20 protein-coding genes are annotated in these 18,005 nt (G+C 63.5%); 7 read left to right on the top strand and 13 right to left on the bottom strand.

The features are described from left to right. Positions 1 to 12: 12 nt before the first annotated feature. The gene (locus B5M07_RS04850) at positions 13 to 1,086 is read right to left on the bottom strand and encodes a Hint domain-containing protein (protein WP_120350461.1); all 1,074 of its coding nucleotides are present in this window, start codon (positions 1,084 to 1,086) and stop codon (positions 13 to 15) included. Positions 1,087 to 1,277: 191 nt separating this feature from the next. Here B5M07_RS04850 and B5M07_RS04845 point away from each other — a divergent pair, with 191 nt between their 5' ends. Then, positions 1,278 to 1,805, top strand: coding sequence for a winged helix DNA-binding protein (locus B5M07_RS04845; protein ID WP_120350460.1), 528 nt, complete (start codon positions 1,278 to 1,280; stop codon positions 1,803 to 1,805). A 44-nt stretch (positions 1,806 to 1,849) separates the two neighbouring features. Here the strand turns inward: B5M07_RS04845 and gap are convergent, their stop codons facing one another. The 6 genes from gap to B5M07_RS04815 all read right to left on the bottom strand — a co-directional run bounded on the left by gap (position 1,850) and on the right by B5M07_RS04815 (position 8,871). Further along, positions 1,850 to 2,851: a type I glyceraldehyde-3-phosphate dehydrogenase gene (gene gap / locus B5M07_RS04840; RefSeq protein WP_120350459.1), complete on the bottom strand. Its 1,002-nt coding sequence runs from the start codon at positions 2,849 to 2,851 to the stop codon at positions 1,850 to 1,852. A 145-nt stretch (positions 2,852 to 2,996) separates the two neighbouring features. After that, complete coding sequence (locus B5M07_RS04835) at positions 2,997 to 4,277, bottom strand: amidohydrolase family protein (protein ID WP_120350458.1); 1,281 nt, start codon at positions 4,275 to 4,277, stop codon at positions 2,997 to 2,999. Positions 4,278 to 4,333: 56 nt separating this feature from the next. After that, positions 4,334 to 5,278 (bottom strand): ABC transporter permease, encoded by a 945-nt coding sequence (locus tag B5M07_RS04830; RefSeq protein ID WP_120350457.1) that lies wholly within the window; start codon positions 5,276 to 5,278, stop codon positions 4,334 to 4,336. Beyond that, positions 5,278 to 6,327: an ABC transporter permease gene (locus B5M07_RS04825; protein ID WP_120350456.1), complete on the bottom strand. Its 1,050-nt coding sequence runs from the start codon at positions 6,325 to 6,327 to the stop codon at positions 5,278 to 5,280. The genes B5M07_RS04830 and B5M07_RS04825 overlap by 1 nt, the downstream gene beginning before the upstream one ends. Further along, complete coding sequence (locus B5M07_RS04820; RefSeq protein ID WP_120350455.1) at positions 6,317 to 7,864, bottom strand: ABC transporter ATP-binding protein; 1,548 nt, start codon at positions 7,862 to 7,864, stop codon at positions 6,317 to 6,319. Before B5M07_RS04820 ends, B5M07_RS04825 begins: the two co-directional genes overlap by 11 nt. Next, on the bottom strand, positions 7,864 to 8,871 hold the full coding sequence (locus B5M07_RS04815) for a BMP family protein (protein WP_120350454.1): 1,008 nt from the start codon (positions 8,869 to 8,871) through the stop codon (positions 7,864 to 7,866). Before B5M07_RS04815 ends, B5M07_RS04820 begins: the two co-directional genes overlap by 1 nt. A 174-nt stretch (positions 8,872 to 9,045) precedes the next feature. Between B5M07_RS04815 and B5M07_RS04810 the strand changes: the two genes are divergently transcribed. Next, positions 9,046 to 10,380 (top strand): aspartate aminotransferase family protein, encoded by a 1,335-nt coding sequence (locus B5M07_RS04810; RefSeq protein ID WP_120350453.1) that lies wholly within the window; start codon positions 9,046 to 9,048, stop codon positions 10,378 to 10,380. Between the two features lie 13 nt (positions 10,381 to 10,393). Here the strand turns inward: B5M07_RS04810 and B5M07_RS04805 are convergent, their stop codons facing one another. The 5 genes from B5M07_RS04805 to B5M07_RS04785 are packed head-to-tail and all read right to left on the bottom strand — an operon-like array spanning position 10,394 to position 13,250. After that, positions 10,394 to 11,359 carry an energy transducer TonB family protein gene (locus B5M07_RS04805; RefSeq protein ID WP_120350452.1) on the bottom strand — a complete coding sequence of 322 codons (966 nt, stop codon included), beginning with the start codon at positions 11,357 to 11,359 and terminating at the stop codon, positions 10,394 to 10,396. Continuing rightward, entirely contained in the window at positions 11,356 to 11,745 is a 390-nt protein-coding gene (locus tag B5M07_RS04800; RefSeq protein WP_120350451.1) for an ExbD/TolR family protein, read from the bottom strand. Before B5M07_RS04800 ends, B5M07_RS04805 begins: the two co-directional genes overlap by 4 nt. Positions 11,746 to 11,747: 2 nt before the next feature. Further along, positions 11,748 to 12,125 carry a biopolymer transporter ExbD gene (locus B5M07_RS04795; protein WP_120350450.1) on the bottom strand — a complete coding sequence of 126 codons (378 nt, stop codon included), beginning with the start codon at positions 12,123 to 12,125 and terminating at the stop codon, positions 11,748 to 11,750. After that, positions 12,118 to 12,804, bottom strand: coding sequence for a MotA/TolQ/ExbB proton channel family protein (locus tag B5M07_RS04790; RefSeq protein WP_120350449.1), 687 nt, complete (start codon positions 12,802 to 12,804; stop codon positions 12,118 to 12,120). Before B5M07_RS04790 ends, B5M07_RS04795 begins: the two co-directional genes overlap by 8 nt. Continuing rightward, positions 12,804 to 13,250, bottom strand: coding sequence for a hypothetical protein (locus B5M07_RS04785; RefSeq protein WP_120350448.1), 447 nt, complete (start codon positions 13,248 to 13,250; stop codon positions 12,804 to 12,806). The genes B5M07_RS04790 and B5M07_RS04785 overlap by 1 nt, the downstream gene beginning before the upstream one ends. A 278-nt stretch (positions 13,251 to 13,528) precedes the next feature. On the opposite strand from B5M07_RS04785, the gene B5M07_RS04780 reads away from it, so the two are divergent. After that, positions 13,529 to 13,987: a beta-lactamase hydrolase domain-containing protein gene (locus tag B5M07_RS04780; RefSeq protein ID WP_120350447.1), complete on the top strand. Its 459-nt coding sequence runs from the start codon at positions 13,529 to 13,531 to the stop codon at positions 13,985 to 13,987. Positions 13,988 to 14,014: 27 nt separating this feature from the next. Here the strand turns inward: B5M07_RS04780 and B5M07_RS04775 are convergent, their stop codons facing one another. Then, positions 14,015 to 14,320 carry an ArsR/SmtB family transcription factor gene (locus B5M07_RS04775; RefSeq protein ID WP_120350446.1) on the bottom strand — a complete coding sequence of 102 codons (306 nt, stop codon included), beginning with the start codon at positions 14,318 to 14,320 and terminating at the stop codon, positions 14,015 to 14,017. A 94-nt stretch (positions 14,321 to 14,414) separates the two neighbouring features. Here B5M07_RS04775 and B5M07_RS04770 point away from each other — a divergent pair, with 94 nt between their 5' ends. The 4 genes from B5M07_RS04770 to B5M07_RS04755 are packed head-to-tail and all read left to right on the top strand — an operon-like array spanning position 14,415 to position 17,987. After that, on the top strand, positions 14,415 to 14,849 hold the full coding sequence (locus tag B5M07_RS04770; RefSeq protein WP_120350445.1) for a YeeE/YedE family protein: 435 nt from the start codon (positions 14,415 to 14,417) through the stop codon (positions 14,847 to 14,849). 1 nt (position 14,850) lies between these two features. Next, positions 14,851 to 15,291, top strand: coding sequence for a YeeE/YedE family protein (locus B5M07_RS04765; protein WP_120350444.1), 441 nt, complete (start codon positions 14,851 to 14,853; stop codon positions 15,289 to 15,291). Next, positions 15,291 to 16,208, top strand: a complete 918-nt coding sequence (locus B5M07_RS04760; RefSeq protein ID WP_120350443.1) for an MBL fold metallo-hydrolase — start codon at positions 15,291 to 15,293, stop codon at positions 16,206 to 16,208. The genes B5M07_RS04765 and B5M07_RS04760 overlap by 1 nt, the downstream gene beginning before the upstream one ends. 57 nt (positions 16,209 to 16,265) lie before the next feature. After that, positions 16,266 to 17,987 (top strand): SulP family inorganic anion transporter, encoded by a 1,722-nt coding sequence (locus B5M07_RS04755; RefSeq protein ID WP_120350442.1) that lies wholly within the window; start codon positions 16,266 to 16,268, stop codon positions 17,985 to 17,987. Positions 17,988 to 18,005: the final 18 nt, after the last annotated feature.

Here is an 18,005-nt window from a genome sequence, read left to right as displayed (position 1 = left end):
AGCGCCCGGCCCTCAGGCCACATGCCGCAGGATCGCCGCCTCTGACGTGCTGAGATTGCGCCGCGCGAACGCGCCGTAACTGTGCGGATCAGCCTCCAACAGCGGATGCGCCGCCAAAAGCCGCGCCCGATCCTGCGCGCCAAGACTGGTGAGCGGGGCTGCGGCGGGATGAAAGCTCTCGGTTTCGACCCCATTGGCCCACATCACCTGATGCTCGGCCAGCAGCACATGGATATAGGTCACTTCGCGCAGGGACATATCGCTGGCCACGCTGCGCCCGTTAATCAGGTCTTTGGCCGCGACCAGCACCTCGTCACAATTGAACAGATCACGGGCCTGCGGGCCTTTCAGCACGATCCGGTGATCCGGCGAGACCAGCAGTGAAGCGTCTGGCTGCGCGATCCCCAAAGCGCCGGAGCGGAACCGCACGGGGCGCAGATGCGGCATGGCGTGCAGACGCGCGCCGCTCATCCGGCGGCTGCCGATCCACTCCAACCGTTGCGGGCCGTTGTCCTTGGTCTGGATCAGAACCCCCTCGCGCAGATCTTCGATCAGGGCGCTGCCCATGGGCGTGCGGATGCGGGTGCCGGGGGTAAAGCAAATCACACCACCGCTTTCGGCCTCTGAAAGCGCATCGCGCTGCGGCTTGAGCGTGCTGTGCATCACCCACAGTTCGCAATCCCGCGGTGGCAATTCATCGACAAACATCAACAGCGGTGTGCGACCTTGGCCTGCGTCAATCAGCGTGACCGTGTAGGTCCGCGCGCCGTTGGTGACCATGAAACTGTTGTCGAGCGATGGGGCGGTATGGTCTCCACGCTGGGGTTTGGAAGACATCACGCCGCCCTCCTTCAGCGCCGCGCCGATCAGGCGCTGCACCTTGCGGGCCGCGCGTTTGCGCAGCTGCTCTGCCCCGTCCGCCATATCCAGCCGCAACACATCGTTCGGCCCATCCACACGGAGAGTATCCCCGCGCCACGACCAAGCCGAGCCCAGTTCGAGCGACTGCACCGGCGCGGCCTCCAGACCGTCGATCTCTGTTTGCGACCAGCTGATGACAAACGTGCCTCGAAAGCCCGTTTTCATTGCTGCTCTGCCTGCCTCACGTATTTTTATTAACGCCAGCCTAGCAAAGCCGCTGCCCTCGCGGAAGATGGCATGAATGTGGCAGTGCAACCTGTTGCAATTTGATCTTCCCACCGCAGCACAGGCCGGAACGCTTGTAACTCGTCAGCGTCTTGGTAACGTCATCCCGGTCAAACAGCCGGAGGCACCGCATGTCGGAAGAAGTACCCCCAACCCCGTCACGCCGGATCGTCTCTTCGCGCCACTTGGCCGAGGGCGATGGTTGGGAAGCCTCTGAACTCGAATACGGGATGATCATCGCCTACAATGCTTTCACCCGCTGGATGTCGCGCTGCATGGCGGCGGCGGGCAATGGAGATCTGACGCCGCTGGAAATCCTCGTACTGCACAACGCCAATCACCGGGGCCGGGAAAAGCGGCTGACGGATATCTGTTTTCTGCTGAATATCGAAGACACGCATACGGTGAACTATGCGCTGCGCAAATTGGTAAAGGCCGAACTGCTGAGTGCCGAAAAGCGCGGGAAGGAGGTGTTTTATCGCACCTCCGCCGCGGGGTCCGATCTTTGCGAAGCCTATCGCGCGATCCGGCAGGCCTGCTTTCTCGATGGATTGCCGCGCACCGATATCTCGGGCGAGGAATTGCGCCAGATAGCAGCGCAGCTTCGGGCGATGTCGGGGCAATATGACCAAGCGAGCCGAGCGGCGGCGTCGCTGTAGAGTGGAACGCGGGAAGGACCTCCCCGCGCCCCAGAACTCTCGGCTTAGATCAACGCGGCAAGCGCACGCGCGGTGTCGTTCATGCGGTTCGAGAAACCCCATTCATTGTCGTACCAGCTGACCACGCGGATCATGCCGCCATCGGTCACCCGCGTCTGCTCGGGGGCAAGGGTCGAGGAATGCGGATCGTGGTTGAAATCAGCCGAAACCAATGGCGCGGGTTCATAGGCCAGCACGCCCTTCAGCGCACCGTTGGCCGCCTCTTGCATCGCCGCGTTCACCGCCTCTGCCGTGGCGGTTTTCTTGGGCATGATGCACAGATCAACGAGCGAGACATTGGCCGTTGGCACCCGCACGGCAGAGCCTTCGAGCACGCCTTTAAGATGCGGGATTACCTCGGAAATCGCGGCAGCGGCACCGGTGGACGTTGGCACCATCGACAAGGCAGCGGCGCGGCCCCGATACGGATCGCGGTGCGGGCTGTCGTGGGTCGGCTGGTCGCCGGTATAGGCGTGGATCGTGGTCATATAGCCGGTCTCGATCCCAAAGGTGTCGTCGAGCACCTTGGCCACCGGAGCGAGGCAGTTGGTGGTGCAAGAGGCGTTGGAGACGATCACGTCTTCGGCGGTCAGTTCTTGATGGTTCACCCCGTAGACCACGGTGCGGTCAACGCCCTTGCCGGGGGCCGAGATCAGCACCCGCTTGCTGCCGTTTTCCAAATGCTTCACCGCCGCATCGCGCGTGGTGAAGAAACCGGTGCATTCATAGGCGACATCGACATCGCCCCAAGGCAGTTTCGCCGGGTCACGTTCCGCCGTCATGCGGATGGTCTGGCCTGCGACATGCAGGCTGCCGTCTTTCAATTCCGCGTCCGCGGTCAGGCGACCATGGACGGAGTCGTATTTCAGCAGGTGCAACAGGTTTTCGGCATCGGTCAGATCGTTGATGGCAACGACTTCGATCCCGTCAAAGCCGTTCTCGATCAGCGCGCGCAGCACGCAACGTCCGATGCGGCCAAAGCCGTTGATCGCGATTTTTGTGGTCATGGTGGGTCCTCCGGTGGCCCGGTTTCGGGCGGATTGGCGCGGTTAGCGCTAACATAGCATTGGATGCAGCGGAGTTCAATCGGCCTTAGATGCGAAATCGGCCCCCGATGAGAGGGGCCGATCAAAAGTCAGCTAGAGAGCGGTTTTACGAATGTGCGCTGTGGCGGCGGCGTACGCTGTCCGGCCGCCCGGGCAGGCTGAGCCGCGCATCATTGCGCGACTGGCGTGAGATCACCCGCCCCTTGGCCACCACGCACAGACGGTCGGGCCGCAGGCGCAGCGCCTCAATCGGGTTGCCCGCGTCCAGCACCACCATGGAGGCCGTCGCGCCGACCTTGAGGCCGTAATCCTGCAAGCCCAGAATCCGCGCGTTCACATTCGTCACCATGTCGAAACAGCGGTGCATTTCCTCGGGCGAGGTCATTTGCGCCACATGCAGCCCCATGAAGGCCACGTCGAGCATGTCGCCCGTGCCCATGGAATACCAGGGGTCCATGACGCAATCCTGCCCCCATCCGACGTCGATGCCCATGGCCTGCATCTCCTTCACGCGGGTCAGGCCACGGCGTTTGGGATAGGTATCGTGGCGGCCCTGCAGGGTGATGTTGATCAGCGGATTGGGAATCGCGGCGACCTCAGCCTCGGCCATCAGCGGCAACAGTTTCGAGACATAGTAGTTGTCCATCGAATGCATTGAAGTGAGGTGCGAGCCAGCCACCCTGCCCTGTAGGCCGAGGCGTTGGGTCTCATAGGCCAGCGTCTCAATGTGACGCGAATGGGGGTCGTCGGTCTCGTCGCAATGCAGATCGACCATCAGGCCGCGCTCGGCGGCGAGTTCGCAGAGTGCTGTGACGGAACGGGCACCATCGGCCATGGTACGCTCGAAATGCGGGATGCCGCCGACAACGTCGACGCCCATGTCGAGCGCGCGGATGGTGTTTTCATGCGCCGTCGGGTCGCGGTAGAGCCCGTCTTGGGGGAAGGCGACGAGTTGCAGGTCGATGTAGTCTTTGACGGTTTCGCGCACGTCGAGCAGGGCTTCGACGCCCAGCAGACGATCATCGCAGGTGTCGACATGGCTGCGGATGGCCAGCAGGCCGAGCGAGGCCGCCCAGTCGCAATATTCCAGCGCGCGGGCTTTGACCTCGTCTTGGGTCATGACCTCTTTGAGTTCGCCCCAGAGGCCGATGCCTTCGAGCAGCGTGCCGGAGGCGTTGATCCGAGGGGTGCCGTAGCTGAGCGTGGCATCCATGTGGAAATGCGGGTCGACGAAGGGCGGGCTGACGAGGTCGCCGCTGGCGTCGATGGTCTCGCGCGCTTCAGCGGTAAAGAGGTCTTCGATGGCGGTGATTTTGTCGGCCTTGATGCCGATGTCGGTGCTGCGGCCGTCGGGCAGTGTGCCGCCTTTGATGATGAGGTCGAACATGGGGTTACTCGTGTGATTGATTTGGCCCGGCGAAGGGCGTGATGGGAAGTGCCAACTCAGCGCTCCCCCTTGTTGAACGGCACCATCAGCGCCGCTGGCACCTGTGCCCGGCGGGACATCACGACCAGCGCGAGGATTGACAGGATATAAGGCGCCATCAGGAAGATTTGATAGGGAATGTCGGCCCCGAGCGGCGTTTGTTGCACGCGGATTTGCAACGCATCAAAGGCCGCGAACAGCACCGCGCCTAAGAGCGTCTTGCCCGGTTTCCATGAGCCGAAGACCACCAGCGCGATGCAGATCCACCCGCGTCCGTTGACCATCTCAAAGAAGAAGGAGTTGAACGCGCTCATCGTCAGAAACGCCCCGCCCACGGCCATGAACCCGCTGCCGACCATCACTGCGCCGATGCGGATGGCAGAAACGCTGAGGCCCTGCGCCTCGACCGCGGCCGGGTTTTCGCCCGCTGCGCGCAGGGCAAGGCCCATGGGCGTGCGGTAAAGGACCAGCGTCACGACGACGACCAGCACAAAGGCGAGATAGGTCAGCGGGGTCTGGTTAAAAAGCGCAGGGCCGATCACGGGGATATCGGAGAGGATCGGGATTTCAAGCGGTTGGAAGGCTTCAATCTTCGGCGGCGAGGTGACCTCGGGCAGCACCAGACGGTAGCAATAGTAGGTCAGCGATGTGGCCAGCAGCGTGATGCCAAGGCCGACGACATGCTGGCTGAGGCCAAAGGGCACCGTCAGCACCCCATGCACCAAGCCAAAGGCCATGCCCGATAGCATTGCCACCGCCACGCCGAACCACAGGCCGCCGCCGAGATAGACGGTGAGCCAGCCGGCGAAAGCGCCGACGACCATGATGCCTTCGATGCCGAGGTTCAGCACCCCTGCTCGCTCACAGATCAACTCGCCCAGAGCGGCAAAGATCAGCGGCGAGGCGATGCGGATGGCGGCGGTCCAAAAGCTCGCCTGAAGGAGAATGTCGAGAATATCCATCAGTCGCGCCTCACCCGGAATTTGGTCAGCATGATCGCCAGCACCATCGCCAGAAGCGCCAGCGCCAGCATGATGTCAGCCAGATACGTCGGCACCCCGGCTGCGCGGCTCATGCTGTCAGCGCCAACGAAGATGCCCGCGACGAAGAGTGCGGCGACCACCACGCCAAGCGGGTTCAGCAGCGCCAGCATGGCGACAATGATGCCGGTGTAGCCAAAGCCCGGCGAAATATCCAACGTGAGGCTGCCCTTCAGCCCTGCCACTTCGGAAAACCCTGCGAGGGCCGCGAGGCCACCCGACAGCAGTGCGGTTTTGATCAGCACGCGGTTCACCGGGATGCCCGCGAAACGTGCCGCTGCGGGGTTGAGGCCCACGGCGCGCATCTCGTAGCCGAGCGTGGTGCGGCGCTGGATGACCCAGACAATAAGGGCAGAGATCAGTGCGAGGCCAAAGCCCCAGTGCAGGCGCAGCCCGTCGACCATGCGTGGCAGCCGCGCCTCGCCAATGAGCCGCGCGGATTTGGGCCAGCCGAGGCCCATCGGGTCTTTCAGCGATCCTTCGAGCAGCATAGAGACCCAAAGCAGAACGACGAAATTGAGCAAAAGCGTGGTGACGACTTCATCGACGCCGAAGCGGGTTTTCAGAAAGGTCGGGACCAGCAGCACCAGCGCACCGCCGAGCATGGCAGCCACGGCGATGGTGGGCAGCAGGGCAAAGGCGGGCCATGCCAGCGCGCCGGTGCCCAAGACCACGGTGACCACCGCGCCCATGTAAAGTTGCGCCTCGGCCCCGATGTTCCACAGTTTCGCACGGAAGGCGACGGCGACGGCAAGGCCGGTGAAAATGAGCGGCGTGGCGCGGTTGAGCGTCTCCAGCGTGGCGAATTTTGAGCCGAAGGCGCCTTTGACGATCAGGCCCAGCACAGAGAAAGGCTGCGCGCCTGCGATCATGGCCAGCAGAGAGGCCACGACCACGGTGATGAAGAGCGCCAGCGCGGGCAGGCCCAGCGAGCGGGTCCATGTGGGGTTGGCAATGGGTTCAAGCCGCATGGGATGTCTCCTCGAAACCGTCCCCGGCCATCCAGACGCCAAGCTCGGCGGGCGTGAGTTCGCCACGAGAGAAACCGGGCGACAATCGGCCTTCCGAGATCACGTGGATCACGTCCGAGAGCGCCGTGACCTCGTCGAGGTCTTCGGAGATCAGCAGCACCGCCGCCCCCCGGTCGCGGGCGGCCAAGAGTTGTTCGTGCACATAAGTGAGCGCTCCGATGTCGAGGCCGCGCACCGGCTGGTTGGCCAGCACCACCGAAGGTGCGGTCTCCAACACGCGGCCCAAGATCAGCTTTTGCATATTGCCGCCCGACAGCAGCCGGATGCGGGTTTCCGGACCGGGGCAGCGCACGTCGTATCCTTGGATGATCTTGGCGGCAAAATCACGCGCGGCGCGCCAGTTCATCCAGCCGTGGCGGGAGAAACCGGGGCGGGAGTAGAGTTCAAGCACCGCGTTCTCGGTGAGATCGAAGTCGGCGATAGTGCCGGTCTTGTGGCGGTCCTCGGGGATGCGGGCGATGCCCGCGCTGATGGCGGCATGGGGCGACCAGCCGCGCGGGGCGTCGCCATTCACGTGAAACGTGCCCGACGCGGGGCGGATCAGCCCGCCGATCAGGTCGGCAAGCGCGGTTTGGCCGTTGCCGGAGACCCCGGCAAGGCCGGTGATCTGGCCCGCACGCAACTCAAGATCGACGTTCTTTAGCCCGGGTGCAGAGCCGATGTCGGGGGAGGAGACGGCTGCCAGCGTCACCAGCGCGGCACCCGGATCGGCACGGCGGACGACGGGGGCGGCGACTTCTGAGCCGACCATCATCTGCGCCATGGCGGCGCGGTCGGTCTCGGAGGTCTTGGCTTCGGCCACCAGCTTGCCATGGCGCAGCACCACGACGCGGGACGAGATCGCCATGACCTCATGCAGTTTATGCGAGATGAAGATCACCGAAAGGCCAAGCGCCACGGCTTTGCGCATGGTGGCAAAAAGATCGTCGGTCTCTTGCGGGGTGAGAACGGCGGTGGGCTCGTCCAAAATCAGGATACGCGCCTCGCGGTAAAGGGCTTTGAGGATCTCAACCCGCTGCCGCTCACCCACGCTCAGGCTGCCGACCTGTGCATCAGGGTCCACCCTCAGCCCGTAGTCCTCCATCAGCGTGACAATCCGCTGCCGCGCCTGCGCACGGCCAAAACCGGGGCGCCAGATCGAGCGGGTGCCGAGCACGATATTTTCCAGCACGGTCATATTGTCGGCCAGCGTGAAATGCTGGTGCACCATGCCCACGCCTGCGGCCAGCGCGGCGCGTGGATTGCCCGCGGGCAGGCGCTGGCCGAAGACCTCCACAAAGCCTTCGTCGGGCGTGTAATGGCCGAACAGGATATTCATCAGCGTGGTCTTGCCCGCGCCGTTTTCGCCCAGCAGGGCAATGACTTCGCCCTGCCGCAGATCAAAGCTGATCGCGTCATTGGCGGTAAGCTTGCCAAATCGTTTGGTAATATTATCGAGGCGCAGGACAACCTGCGCCTCGGGTCTTGGATCGGTCATTAAGAGGACTTCGGTTCTTCGTCGTTGATGTCGACGGTGAAGGAGCCATTCTTGATCGCCTGCTCGCGTTCCTTGACCAGATCAAGCGCCTCTTGCGGGATCTTGCCCTCGAAGGTGCCAAGCGGAGCCAGTGAAGACCCGCCCTCGGACATGAAGGAATAGCGGCCATAGTCGTCGGCCATGAACTCGCCTGCTTTGACGGCGGCGATGGCGGCATCAAGGGTTGGCTCAAAATGCCACAGGGCCGAGGCGACGACGGTTTCGGGGTACTCGGCTTGCGTGTCGATCACATTGCCGATGGCCAGAATGCCCTTTTCCTGCGCCGCGTCCGACACGCCAAAACGCTCGGCATAGAGCACGTCGGCCCCCTGCTCCACCATGGCGAAGGCGGTCTCCTTGGCTTTGGGCGGATCGAACCAAGAGCCGATAAAGCTCACTTGGAACTTGATATCCGGGTTCATTTCCGCGGCACCCGCCATGAAGGCATGCATCAGGCGGTTGACCTCAGGGATGGGGAAGCCGCCGACCATGCCGATGTTGCCGCTCTCAGTCATGGCACCGGCGATGATGCCCGACAGATACGCCGCATCTTGGATGTAGTTGTCGAAGACCGCGAAATTGGGCAGCGCATCATCTTGCTTGAAGCTGGAGCCCATGAGGAAAGCCACATCTGGGTAATCGGCGGCAACCTCGCGCGCCTCGGCTTCGGCACCAAAGACTTCGCCGACGATCAACTGGTTCCCGGCCTCGGCATATTCGCGCAGCACGCGGGCGTAGTCGGTGTTGGAGACGTTTTCAGTGAAGGTATATTCGATGTCGCCGCGCGCCTGTGCGGCTTCGGCAGCTTTGTGAATGCGGCTGACCCATTGCTGTTCGACAGGCACGGTATAGACGCCAGCCACTTTAAGCGGCTCGGCAGCCAGCGCGCCCTGTGGCAAAAGGCTGGCCCCGGCCAGCATGGCCGCCGTGCCCAATAGGAAGCGGCGTGTGAGATTGCGTTGTGTCATATTATATCCCCCGTTGGTTAGGTATTTTACCGTTTGATAAAATAATTTACCTGTCAAGCTTCTCCTGACCCTAGGTCAGCCCAAGCTTTTCCGAATACGCGCGGTGTGCTGATTAATGTGGCAGTCAGCAAGCGAAGCGGTAAATAGGGTCGACCCCAAGGATCGGATTCTACGATGAGCCATGTATTGCACCGTAACCTGCGAGCCACGCAACCTGTGATCGTGCGCGGAGAGGGAAATTTCCTTATTGATGACAAGGGGAAACGCTATCTGGATGCCTGCGGCGGCGCTGCGGTGTCGAGCCTTGGACATGACAACGCCGCCGTGCGCGCCGCTGTCGCCGCGCAGATGGACCAGCTCGCCTTTGCGCATACCGGCCTCTTCACCAACACCCCGGCAGAGGCTTTGGCCGACCATTTGATCGCCCGGGCGCCTGAGTGCACTGGCGAAGGGCGGGTGATGTATCTGGGCAGCGGGTCCGAGGCGATGGAAGCGGCGCTGAAGCTCGCGCGGCAGTATCATCTGGAGCGGGGCGACAAAGCGCGGGCGAAAATCATCGCACGCAAGCCCAGCTATCATGGCAACACACTTGGCGCGCTGGCGGTGGGCGGCCATGCCGGACGCCGCGCGCCCTTTGCGCCGATGCTGATGGATGTCGAACATATCGACGCGGCCTATGCCTACCGCCTGCAACGCGACGGCGAGAGCGAGGCGGATTTCGCGCAACGCTTGGCGGATCAGTTGGAGACGCGGATCGTTGAACTGGGGCCGGGGACAGTCGCCGCCTTTGTGGCTGAGCCGGTGGTGGGCGCATCGCTCGGCTCACAACCCGCGCCTGCGGGGTATTTCAAGCGGGTGCGTGAGATTTGTGACCGCCACGGCGTGCTGCTCATCGCCGACGAAGTGATGTGCGGCATGGGGCGCACCGGCAGCCTTTTCGCACTTGAGCAGGAAGGTATCTGTGCCGACATCACCACCATGGCCAAGGGGCTAGGCGCGGGCTACCAGCCCATCGCGGCGGTGATGGCCCGCGAAAGCGTGATCGACGCGATCATGGCGGGCAGCGGCAATCTGTGGAACGGGCATACCTATATGTCGCACGCGGTGGCGACGGCGGGGGCGCTGGCTGTGCTGCAAGAGGTCGAGAGCCGCGATTTGCTGAGCGCGGTGCGCGCGCGGGGGCAGCAGTTGGAAACGGCGCTGCGCGAGCGGTTCGGCCAGCATGCCCATGTCGGTGACATTCGCGGGCGCGGGTTGTTCTGGTCCATCGAATTGGTGGCCGAGCGCGACAGCAAGACGCCCTTTGAGGTGAGCCGCAACCTTGCGGGCAAGATTCAGCGGGCGGCGATGGAGGCCGGGATGATCTGCTATCCCGCGCAGGGCTGTGCCGATGGCACGGCGGGGGATCACGTTCTGCTGGCTCCGGCCTTTACCTCTCCGCCCGAAGAAATCGAGATGACGGTAGAGATGCTGGGCAAGGCCGTCGACGGGGTGATTGCAGAGGGCTGAGCCCTCCGCCCGCTCATCGGCCTTTGATCTGGATCGAGAAGTTGCGCTGCGCCCCGGCGGGCGGGCGCGGAAAGGGTGCGGCCTGCCGTATGATGCCAAGCGCCGCTTGGTCCAGCGCCGCCGACCCGGAACTGCGCGCCACCCGGACGCCAGCCAACTGCCCGCCCCCGCCAATGGAAAAGGCGATCACGGCGGTCCCGCGTGAGCGAACACGCGGTTTGCCGACGCGGGCGATGCGGCTCATCACTTGGCCGGGATAGTTGCTGGCCGCCGCGTTGCCCGCAGGTGCTGCGGCCCGCTGACGGGTGCCGGACTGCGCGGCGTTGCCCGCCCGGCTGGCAGTCTGCGCGCCCTTGGTGTTGTCGCGCTTCGCATTGCCGCGCGCGGTTTGCTTGGGCTTGGTTTTCTGGAGTTTCGGCTGCGGCTTGGGCTTGGCCTTCTTGGCGGCCTCGGCGGCGCGTTCGGGGTCGCGGCGCTGCGGGCGCTGCGACAGGCGTGGCGCATCGTCCTCGGCCTCGGCGGTGAGGGTTTCGACCGGGGGCACCGGGGCCGCGGCTGTGATGGTCGGCGTGGCGCTGGTGGTCTCGGGCGGGGTTTCGACCGGGGTCAGGGCAGGCAAGACGGGTGTCTGCGCCGCAGTGGCGGGAGGTGGGGCCACGTGCATGGGCTCTGCCTTCACCGCTTGCATTGGCTCGGCGGCAGGCGTGGGCGTAACCGTTGGCGCGGGGGTCGGCGGCGGCGCCTCGGCGGTCTCCAAGGGTTCGGGCTCGGGGGTCGGCGTGATCTCTTCCACCGGTTCTGCCTCTAGAGTGCCGACGGCCATATCCTCAAACCGGGTGCCAAGCTGGGCCGCGGCGGGCGCTCCGCCGCCCGCGATCTTGGCGCTGTCGTCAATTTGCGCGAGTTGCGACACGCCCACCACAAGGCTGGCGGCGATACCGACGGAGAATGTTTTGACAAGACCGGACCGGGGGATCATTGCAGCGCCCTTTCGGTGACAAGCATGACGCGCTCTGCCCCCGCCCCGCGCAGCTCGCGGGTCAGCTCCACAAGGCGGCGGGCGGGCAGCGCGCGGTCAGGCAGCAGCCGCACGGTGTCGCGCTCTTCTTCGGGCAGCGCGTCGATGAATTCAGCCACGCTGGCGCGGTCTTGGCCTGCGAATGTCATGCGGCCATCGGCATGGACCACCAGCGCATTGGGCGGCGCGCGGCCCTCAAGCTCACGGGTTTCCACGAGGTTCAGATCGGAATCCAGCGGCTGCGACAGGGTGCCCGCGACCATGAAGAAGACCAGCATCAGAAAGACGATGTTGATCAGCGCGATGGTCGGTTCGCGTTGCGGTTTGGCCTTGGCGATAGGACGCATGGTCAGCCCTCCAGAACCGAGACGCTGAGCCCCGGCAGGGCGCGCAGCGCGATGAGCAGATCGGCCAGCGCCTGCGCCTCGACCTCGGCCCCGAGCGAGACCAGAAGCGGCGTGCCCTTCTCGGCCTCGGCCAAGGGGCTGGCGGTCAGCGCGTCAAGCGCCAGCGCATCGCCATTGAGGCGCAGCCCCTCGGTGGTTAGTTGCAAAAAGAACGGTTTCGCCCCCGTCGCGGCCCCTGCCCCGGATGTCGCTGCGGCCAATTCGATCTCGGCAAATTTGGAGAAGGTCGAGGTCAGCATGAAAAACAACAACAGCAGAAAGATCACATCGATCAGAGAGGTCATGGAGAGGCGGTTGCGCCGCCGGCGTGGCCTAGCCATGGGCTGGCCGGGGCGCGGCGGCGGCAAATTGGGTCGCGGCAGGTGTGGCGGCGGGGGCCGCGTTCTGGCCGGGGTGCAGCACGGTGAGGATCGCCTTGTCGGCGATGACGCGCTCGGTCTCCATCCGCTGCTCCAGCCAGCTGAGCACCAGCGCGGTCGGCATGGCAACGACGAGGCCCACCGCAGTGGTCAGAAGCGCCACCCAGATGCCCCCCGCGAGGATCGAAGGATCCACCTGCGACCCTGCATCCTGCAAGGCGCGGAAGGCTTCGATCATGCCCAGAACCGTGCCGAAGAGGCCCAAGAGCGGGGCAAGCTGCGCCACGGAATCGAGCAGACGAAAGCCGCGCTCCAGCTTGGCAAAGCGCAACTCGGCCTCGGCCTGCAAGCGCGAAGCGCCCGCGTCGGGCGTAGACATGGCCAGTTCGATCACCGGGGCGAGGTAGCTTTTCGACCGGCCCAGCGCAGAGCGTGCAGCGGCGGCATCGCCGCGCTCCCAAGCATTGACCGCTTCGGACAGCGCCCGGTGACGGCCCACGGCGGCGGCGCGGAACTGCCATGTTTTATAAAGTGCCACGGCGAGGGTCAGCACTGCCACGGCCATGAGGATTACCACCACCGGGCCACCGGTTTCGGCAATGCCCCGCAGAGGGGTCAGCAGTTCATCCAGTTGAACCATCAGCCCAGCACCTCGATCTCGGTCCGGGTTGCTGGGGCCAGCGCGTTTTCGCAGGTGCCCGCCGCGATCCCCGCGCCTTCGCAGCTTTGCGCACCGTTAAACAGGATACGGCCAAGGTTTTCGCAGGTGGTCTGCGGCACCACGAATTGGCGCACGCGCGGGCGGCCTACGGGCAATTGACCAAAGTCGAAAAGGGTCAGCCGGTTCACGGTGCCTTCGCGGTCGAACAGCACGGTCTCATAAACTGCCTTGTCCAAGGGGGCAGAGAGGTCGTTCGTGATGAGGAAGGTTAGCTTGCAATTGGCTTCCGTGGTGTCGGCGGCGTTCAATTCGACCTTGAGCGAGGGGGCCGCAGTCGCCGCTGCGGCGGCAGGCGTCTCGGCGGCGGCGCCTTGGGCAATGGTCAGGGACAGGGCCGCGAGGAACGCGGAACGAAAATGCGGCATGGGGTGGCTCCCGATGGGTTTATCTTTGATCACGGCGCGCTGCTGGGGCGCCTGCCACGGCTGGGCAGAATCGTCGCAGCACCTCTCGCGCCAAGCGGAATTTCTGCCTGCTGCCTAACAAAACCGGGCGGCGGTGACAATCCTGACTTTAATACTCGGATAAGGCGGCCGCCGCCCTGCCCACTTGGTGAGCAGGGAACAGTTGCGTCGATCTGGTGTTAGGCTGCTGAAACCATTGCCTGCGGGAAAACGACACCCGCGCAGAGAAGGAGGCCAGAATGACCGACGACAGCCAAAAGATCGCGACCATCGACCCTGCCCATAACGTGGCCCTGTTCACACCGGACGCCAAAGCACTGGAACAGGCGGCCTCGGCCGGGATGAAAACAGTGGTAAACTTCCGCGCCTCGGATGAAAAAGGCGGCCTCTCCCCCGATGAAGAGCGGCTGGTGGCCGAGAAGCTGGGGCTGAACTACCTGCACCATCCGGTCACGCCCGATACGCTTGGCCCCGAGACGGTGGACGAATTCCGCAAGTCACTGGACGACCTGCCGCAGCCGGTGTTCCTGCACTGCGCCTCGGGCAAACGGGCCGGGGCGATGACGCTGATGGCCCTTGCGGCAGACAAGGGATGGGACGGTGACACGGCCCTGCAAGAAGGCAAATCACGCGGCATTGACCTGACCGAAGAGAAGATCGGCCAGTTCGTCAAATCCTACGCGGATAGCAAAGCGTGAAAGAGGCGTCCGGTTTTACCGGGCGCATTATTTTTGCGCGCAGTAGAGGCCGTGCAGCGTTTCCAGAACGGCCACGGCCTCCTGCCCTTTGACCCGGTAAAAGATCGTCTGCCCCGCGCGGCGACTGTCCACAAGCCCCGCTTCTTTCAGCTTTTTAAGCTGCTGTGACATGGTGGATTGCGACAACCCGCAGGCCTGCGCCAAATCCCCAACCGAACGCTCTCCGCTCAGCAGCCGGCACAAGATCTGCAGCCGCGCTTCCGATGCGAGCATCGTCATCAGGGCAGCCGCTCCGGCAATATCACCGTCCAAGAAATCGTCCGAGTTTTTCATATTAGCATCATTGAATATTAGGAATGGGTAATATATACTGAATGACAGTCTGAGACAAGCCAGCCGCCAAGGCGGGCGCGTAAGGAGTTGAGAGATGGAAACCGAATTCACACCTTGGCTGTCGCTGGGCGGCGGCGCGCTGATCGGAGCCTCGGCAGTACTGCTGATGGCGACGAACGGGCGCATCGCGGGCATCAGCGGGCTGACCTCACGGCTATTTGCGCGCAGCAGTGACGGCGAAGCGCGGGGCGTTTCGTTCTTTTTCGTGCTGGGGCTTTTGTTGGCAGCACCGCTTTGGTTGATTGTCTCGGGCGCCTGGCCGCAGCAGTGGGTGCCTTCGAACCCGCTTTTGATGGCTCTGGCCGGGCTGCTGGTCGGCTTTGGCGCGACCTATGGCAATGGGTGTACCTCGGGCCACGGGGTCTGCGGGATCAGCCGTGGCTCGGCTCGGTCGATCGTGGCGACGGTGACCTTCATGGCAACGGCCTTTGTGACGGTCTTCGTCATGCGGCATGTGTTGGGGGCGTGATATGAAACAGCTTTTCGCCCTGCTCTCCGGCCTCGTCTTTGGTATCGGTCTTATCGTCTCTGGCATGGCGGACCCTGCCAAGGTGCTCAACTTTCTTGACGTCTTTGGCACATGGGATCCCAGCCTCGCCTTTGTCATGGGCGGTGCGATCGCAGTGACAGCACCGGGCTTTGCATGGCTGTTCCGCAGCCGTCAGACCCCCTATTTCGACACCACATTCCGCGTTCCCACCCGCAATGATCTTGAGCCGAAACTGCTGACCGGCGCTGCGATCTTTGGCATTGGCTGGGGCTTGGGCGGCTTTTGCCCCGGCCCGGCGTTGACCGCCCTGCCCTTGGCGGCCAGTGGCACGTTGATCTTTGTGCCCTTCATGCTGGGCGGCATGTGGATCGCCCGCCACACCCCTGATTTGATGACCAGAACCAAGAAAGGACCTGCCTGATGAGCGACCCTCTGAATACACCCGTCGTGCGCCATTCCCCTTCAACCGGTGCGGGCAGCCCCGATGTCTGGGGCATCTATGAGCCCGACACAGGCTCGATCCAATACATCTGCGCCGATCCGGCGACCAAGAAGGCCGCGCTGATTGACGTAGTCTGGAACTTTGACCCGAAGAACTACAAGTTCACGACCGAGAGCATGGATCAGGTTTTGGACCTTGTGAAAGAGCATGGCCTGAGCGTGGAATGGGTGCTTGATACGCATCCCCATGCGGACCACGTCATGGCTTCTGCCCATCTGAAGGAACGGACCGGAGCGCCCAATGCCATCGGTGCGCTGGTGCCTGAGATCGCCAAGATTTGGGCGGACCTCTACAACCTGCCGAACGCCTTTGACCCCGACCGCGATTTTGATCATCTGTTTGAAGAAGGCGAGACGTTTAAGATCGGTGAATTGGACGCCAAGGTGATGCTGTCGCCCGGTCACACACTGGGGTCGATCACCTACGTCTGCGGCGATGCAGCTTTCGTGCATGACACATTGATGCAGCCCGATGCGGGCACCTCGCGGTCGGATTTTCCGGGTGGCAGAACGGCAGAGCTTTGGGACTCGATCCAAGACATCCTCGCCCTGCCCGGCGACACGCGGCTTTACATCGGCCATGACTACGGCACCGATGACCGCAAGGAACCGACGTGGGAAGCCACGGTGGATGAGCACAAGGCCAAGAACATCCACGTCAAGGACGGCACCAAGCGCGAGGACTATATCGAGCGCCGCCAGAAGCGAGACGCGACGCTTTCGCTACCCAATCGGATCCTTGCGGCCTTGCAGATCAACCTGCGCGGCGGGCGCCTGCCCGACGCCGAAGATGACGGCAACCACTACCTGAAACTGCCGGTGAACCGTTTCGACTAAACCAGACCGGGCGGCCCTTCGGGGCGCCCCCCCCTCCCTCTTGACGGATAGCCCAACATGACCCTGCGGCCCCTTGCGCAATATCTGCCGATCCTCGACTGGGGGCGCCGCTATGACCGTGGCCAATTCACCGGAGATTTGGTGGCGGCGGTGATCGTCACCATCATGTTGATCCCGCAATCGCTGGCCTATGCGCTGCTGGCAGGGATGCCGCCCGAGGCTGGCATCTACGCCTCCATCGCGCCGATCGTGCTTTATGCCATCTTCGGCACCAGCCGAGCGCTGGCAGTGGGGCCAGTGGCCGTGGTGTCACTGATGACAGCAGCGGCGGTGGGCAATATCGCCGAAGCGGGCACGGCGGGCTATGTCACGGCGGCGCTGACATTGGCGTTTCTGTCGGGCGCGATGCTGCTGGCGCTTGGGCTGTTCCGGCTGGGGTTTTTGGCGAATTTCCTGTCTCACCCTGTGATCGCGGGGTTCATCACCGCCTCGGGCATTCTGATCGCCGCCAGCCAGTTGCGCCATATTCTGGGGGTCGAAGGCGAAGGCCATACGCTGGTCGAAATCCTCGCTAGCCTTTGGGCGCATCTGGGGGAGGTGAACCCCATCACCCTTCTGCTGGGCGTTACCGCGACGGCTTTCCTGTTCTGGGTGCGGGGCGGGTTGAAACCCTTGCTTTTGCGTATCGGGCTGGGGTCACGCATGGCCGATATCGGGGCAAAAACGGGCCCGGTTCTGGCGATCGTCGGCACCACACTGGCGGTTTGGGCCTTTGATCTGGGCAGCCGTGGTGTCGCCATTGTGGGCGACGTTCCACAAAGCCTGCCGCCGCTCACCCTACCCTCCTTCTCGCCTGACCTACTGTCACAGTTGTTCATTCCCGCGCTGCTGATTTCTATCATCGGCTTTGTGGAGAGCATCAGCGTGGCGCAGACATTGGCCGCCAAGAAACGCCAGCGCATCGATCCGGATCAAGAACTCATCGGTCTGGGCAGTGCGAACCTCGGGGCCGCCTTCACCGGGGGTTTCCCGGTCACCGGGGGGTTCTCACGCTCTGTGGTGAACTTCGACGCGGGGGCCGAGACGCCCGCCGCGGGAGCCTTCACCGCCGTCGGGCTGGCGCTCGCGGCGCTGTTTCTGACACCGCTGATCTATTTCCTGCCCAAAGCCACGCTGGCCGCCACGATCATCGTCGCGGTGCTGAGCCTCGTTGATTTCTCAATCCTCAAACGCGCGTGGGCCTTCAGCCATGCCGATTTCGCCGCTGTGAGCGTGACGATCCTGCTGACGCTGGTCTTCGGCGTGGAAGCGGGCGTAAGCGCAGGGGTCATCACCTCGATCCTCGTGCATCTTTACAAGACCTCGCGCCCGCATATGGCCGTGGTGGGCCGGGTGCCGGGGACTGAGCATTTCCGCAATGTGCTGCGCCATGAGGTTGAGACCCAGCCCCATGTGCTGTCGCTGCGGGTGGACGAAAGCCTATATTTTCCCAATGCGCGGTACCTTGAAGACCAATTGGCACGCCATGCCGCCGAAAAGCCCGAACTGACCGATGTGGTCCTGATGTTCCCGGCGGTGAATGAGATCGACCTGTCGGCGCTTGAATCGCTTGAGGCGATCAACACACGGCTGCGGGATGCCGATATCCGGCTGCATCTGAGCGAGGTGAAGGGCCCGGTGATGGACCGGCTGAAGCGCAGTCATTTTCTGGATGACCTCACCGGCGAGGTCTTTCTAAGCCAGCACGAAGCCGTTTGCGCCTTGGCAGAGCGGCGGTAGAGACTGTCGAAAATTTGG

Source organism: Sulfitobacter sp. D7, from assembly GCF_003611275.1.
Classification (GTDB): Bacteria; Pseudomonadota; Alphaproteobacteria; order Rhodobacterales; family Rhodobacteraceae; genus Sulfitobacter; species Sulfitobacter profundi.
This window is presented reverse-complemented; position numbering and strand designations above follow the sequence as displayed.